The organism is Corallincola spongiicola (assembly GCF_004284785.1).
Lineage (GTDB): Bacteria > Pseudomonadota > Gammaproteobacteria > Enterobacterales > Neiellaceae > Corallincola > Corallincola holothuriorum.
Map to the genome: position 1 here is coordinate 34,578 of NZ_SHLY01000010.1, position 4,503 is coordinate 39,080.

Sequence of the window (4,503 nt, forward strand, 5' to 3'; positions counted from 1 at the left end):
CGTGCGCGTAGTGGCGAGTTGGTGTGTCATATTCAACGTGAGAAGTCGCGATGGTGATACCACGCTCGCGCTCTTCTGGTGCGTTATCGATCTGATCGAAAGCTTGTGCTGTACCGCCGTATACCTTAGCCAGTACGTTAGTGATAGCAGCTGTCAGAGTCGTTTTACCGTGGTCAACGTGACCGATAGTGCCAACGTTTACATGCGGTTTTGTACGTTCAAACTTTTCTTTAGCCATGGTCGTTCCTCTAGTCAGGCATCGGGCGGCAGACACCACCAAAACCCCTCCGCTTTAGTGGCGGAAGAGTATAAACGATTTTGAGGGATCTGAAAGCATTAAATAGGAGTGGTGCTGATAGGCAGATTTGAACTGCCGACCTCACCCTTACCAAGGGTGCGCTCTACCGACTGAGCTATATCAGCACTACATGCTACTGGAGCGGGCAGCGGGAATCGAACCCGCATCATCAGCTTGGAAGGCTGAGGTAATAGCCATTATACGATGCCCGCAATGTCTTCAGGCGACCTCAAAAGCATCAAAAAATATGGTGGAGGGAGGTGGATTCGAACCACCGAAGGCTGAGCCGTCAGATTTACAGTCTGATCCCTTTGGCCACTCGGGAACCCCTCCAAATTTTGTGCTGACGGTGGGTTGCCCCTGGAAGCCCTAATCTTTGGACTGCCCCGTTCAGGTGGAGCGCATTCTAAAGAAAGGATTTTGCCTACGCAACCGTTTATTTGAAAAAAAGAGTAAAAAAATAGGGTTGATGTCTTTTTGTACGAAAAGCGTTAATAATCGCTGCTTTTTTCAGCATTGGCATAGACTGCGAGCCCTTCTAATACGAGCTCTGGGCACAACTGTGCCTGTTTAAGTATTTGTGCGGGTAGCTGCGCGGCATCTCCACCAGTTAAAAATACGCGAACGGGTATCTTGCTGCCTAAGCTTGTTTGCGCTGTGGTGACCGCTTGTTGATAGTACCCGATTAACGCACTTCTGATCCCCTCACTAACACACTGCTCTGTACTGACACCAAAGGTTAATCTGGAGCCACTTAAGATAGCTGCCTGATCCGCTGTCACTTCGGATGTATCGCTCAGCAGGACATTTGTCATTGCACGATAGCCAGGCGCAATCCAACCCCCTTTGTGTTGGCCAAACTCATCAACCAGATCCACCGTAATAGCGGTGCCGAAGTCGATAACAATAAACGGACGTTTGCACTGTTGTCTGCCGCCCAACATTGCTAACCAACGATCGATCCCCAAGCTCTCATATTTTGCATAGGCATTGATCAAGCCATACGCTGAACGCGGAGTCTTAACTAGATTGAAGTTAACGGCAAAAGGCGCAACCGCCTCTGACAGCGTGGCGACAACAGCTGATTGAGCCACTGAGGCAACCCAGATTTGAGAATAGGCACGGCACGCCAGTAAGGATTCGGTGTCAACCGGCAGTTGTTGATGGCTGGATGATTTGAGTAGGGTCAGCCCTCCCCCATCTAAGCTATAGAGCTTGGCTCTGGTGTTACCAATGTCAATTAGGAGCTTCACGTTGCCACACTGCGTAGCGATATCTCGCCGCCCATATAGTTAACCAGCACACCCTCTTGCTCGAGCACTAGGGCGCCTTGTTCATCCACACCTCGACAAATACCCGTGACTTGCCTATTTCCCATCAACAACTTCACAACCTTGCCATCAAACAGATCGAAAGTTCGCCAGCGAGAGACAAAAGGCCTGAAACCATTGCGATCGAAAGTGGTTAGGGCGGCTGTTAATGCGAGTAAGATGGCTACAGCAAGTTCATTTCTAGGTGGCACACAATCTAGTGTCTGCGACAGATCGGTCCACGGCTGGTCAATTGTCGTCGATTTCTCTTCAGGCATCGAGATGTTAAGTCCCAAGCCGATCACAAGATCGCATGCATCATCAACCTGACCGACTAACTCCACCAAAACACCACCCAGCTTCCTGTCTCCGATATAGATATCGTTTGGCCATTTCAAGCGTACATCAGTCACGCCATACTCTTTAAGCACCTCAGCGATCACAACACCAACGACAAGGGACAAGCCCATAGCGCCCTGAATACCACGACTCAAGCGCCAGTATAACGACAAATATAGATTCGCGGCGTAAGGAGATATCCAATGACGCCCTCGGCGCCCCCGACCCGCGGTTTGCATCTCTGCCAAACACGCCTGCCCACACAACAAGTCTGAGGCTTTCTCACCAGTGACTCCCCTGGCCAGTCTATCGAGTAGGTACTGATTGGTTGAATCAATAACCTCTGTGACAAAAGGTAATGGGAGCTGGCTCCCACACTGCGCTAATGCAGATTGAATGGTTTCCTGGGAGAGGAGATCTAGGGATTTCGCAAGGCGATAGCCCTTACCCGGCACGGAAAAGATATCAATGCCTAATGCCTGTAATGCCGAAATATGCTTAGCGATCGCAGCTCGACTGATAGCAAGCTCCTCGCCAAGACGCTCACCACTACAAAATTCACCTGTAGCTAAACGCTTAAGTATATGCTGCTGCTTATTGTTCACCTACGCGCTCCAAAGCCTCATCAAGACTATATCGGCCATCGGCTCCAACCAGCTGTACTTCCGCTTCCAGCTGCAGACCGTATGCCGCAAATACGCGTTGCCTAATATGTCCAGCCAAGCGCACTACATCTGCACCTGTAGCCCCTTGCTGATTAACAAGCACCAGAGCCTGCAGTTTATGCACAGCAGCACCACCTACCTTAAGCCCTTTAAGGCCTAAGTTGTCAATCATCCAACCAGCCGCAAGTTTGGAAAAACCTGGTTGGTCAGGGAACCAAACAATATCAGGGTAGCGTTCAAGCAATAGTTCACGTTGCTCGTCACTCACGGAGGGATTTTTAAAAAAACTACCGCTATTACCCAGATGCTCCGGATCTGGCAGCTTAGCCTTACGTGTTTCGATGACTTTAGTGACTACCTGCAGAGCGTTGACGTCTGCAAGTTCTCTCAATGCCTTAAGGGGGGTGTAATCAATGGCAGGTTGCCATCGCTTCGGCAGACGGTATTTTACATTTAAGATCAGCCAGCGATCGGGATCTTGCTTGAAGATGGAGTTACGATAAGCAAAATCACACTGTTCAGCCGTCAATATATAGCGCGCTTTTGTCTTCCACTCGTACACCTCTACTTCGGTGCAATATTTTGACTGTTCGACTCCATATGCGCCAATGTTTTGTATTGGCGCCGCACCTACAGTTCCGGGGATCAGTGCAAGATTCTCAAGCCCCGGCATACCGTTTTCAACGCTATACATCACTAAGTCATGCCAGTTTTCACCGGCAGCAGCACAAATCTCAAAGTGGTCTTGCCGTTCGGTAACGGTTACGCCTTTCAGTTGATTTATTAAAATCGGACGGCGAACCGTTTCAAAGGGCACAATGTTACTGCCGCCACCAATTACAATGGGCGACCTGCTTTCACTGAGTTTATCCAGCATTGCCAAAGAGTTCAGGACAGCTAAATGCGAGCATTGGCTCGCTACGGCGAAAGTATGATAAGTCTGAAGGTTCACTTAGCGAATAATTCCAAAACATAGACTAGCTACATAGCTTAACCGATCTCGTTCGACCTATGCCTCATTTCTAGCTAACGTCTATCAAAGAAAACATAGATAGCTAGTTCGCAGTTTCGGGAGGGGGATAATGTAGGCTATCTGCTGCGCCACAAATATGCACTTAGTCGTAAATAGAACAGGTGCATTGTTCGATTACCCATACAAATAATCGATACCATTTTTCAACGATCTAAAACGCAAAAAGGCTACCCTATCGGGTAGCCTCTTCACTGTGTTAGGTGTCTGGCGGAGTCCAGCCTACGGGCATAGCCCTTCGGCGTTCGTGACTGAGTGAGATACTCAATCTCACGCCAGGCGTCACTCACCCTACTAGCACAGGGTAAGGAGGCGCCGTTGGCACGCTGTCTACCTCCCCATGTGAGAGCGACACTAAACGCACTGGAAATAAAAAAGCCCTTCGCTTGGGCGAAGGGCTTTACTGTTTTCAATCGCCTTAAACGCAAAAAGGCTACCCTATCGGGTAGCCTCTTCACTGTATTAGGTGTCTGGCAGTGACCAGCCTACGGGCATAGCCCTTCGGCGTTCGTGACTGAGTGAGATACTCAATCTCACGCCAGGCGTCACTCACCCTACTAGCACAGGGTAAGGAGGCGCCGTTGGCGCGCTGTCTACCTCCCCATGTGAGAGCGACACTAAACGCACTGGAAATAAAAAAGCCCTTCGCTTTCGCGAAGGGCTTTTCTATTTTATTAGGTGTCTGGCGGTGACCTACTCTCACATGGGGAAGCCCCACACTACCATCGGCGCAATTGCGTTTCACTGCTGAGTTCGGAATGGGATCAGGTGGTGCCACAACGCTATGGCCGCCAGACAAAAACTTAATTAGGAAAATGCTGACTGTCACTCTATCGATTTTGGCGTGTCTTGCACGTCACT

At 49.7% G+C, this 4,503-nt stretch carries 4 protein-coding genes, 3 tRNA genes and 1 rRNA gene; all 8 read right to left on the reverse strand.

Annotated features, from left to right (window positions below):
- The coding region (locus EXY25_RS18490) for a GTP-binding protein (protein ID WP_246019588.1) at positions 1-238 on the reverse strand (238 nt) is incomplete at its 3' end.
- A 109-nt stretch (positions 239-347) separates the two neighbouring features.
- A tRNA-Thr gene (locus EXY25_RS18495) sits at positions 348-423 on the reverse strand.
- A 12-nt stretch (positions 424-435) separates the two neighbouring features.
- Positions 436-510, reverse strand: a tRNA-Gly gene (locus EXY25_RS18500).
- Positions 511-546: 36 nt separating this feature from the next.
- Positions 547-631 (reverse strand) — tRNA-Tyr (locus tag EXY25_RS18505).
- Positions 632-789: 158 nt separating this feature from the next.
- Complete coding sequence (locus EXY25_RS18510; protein WP_165419418.1) at positions 790-1,551, reverse strand: type III pantothenate kinase; 762 nt, start codon at positions 1,549-1,551, stop codon at positions 790-792.
- Positions 1,548-2,552 (reverse strand): bifunctional biotin--[acetyl-CoA-carboxylase] ligase/biotin operon repressor BirA, encoded by a 1,005-nt coding sequence (gene birA, locus EXY25_RS18515; RefSeq protein WP_114339988.1) that lies wholly within the window; start codon positions 2,550-2,552, stop codon positions 1,548-1,550. The genes EXY25_RS18510 and birA overlap by 4 nt, the downstream gene beginning before the upstream one ends.
- Entirely contained in the window at positions 2,542-3,564 is a 1,023-nt protein-coding gene (murB, locus tag EXY25_RS18520) for a UDP-N-acetylmuramate dehydrogenase (protein ID WP_130567943.1), read from the reverse strand. Before murB ends, birA begins: the two co-directional genes overlap by 11 nt.
- 758 nt (positions 3,565-4,322) lie before the next feature.
- Positions 4,323-4,438, reverse strand: a 5S ribosomal RNA gene (gene rrf / locus EXY25_RS18525).
- Positions 4,439-4,503 lie beyond the last annotated feature (65 nt).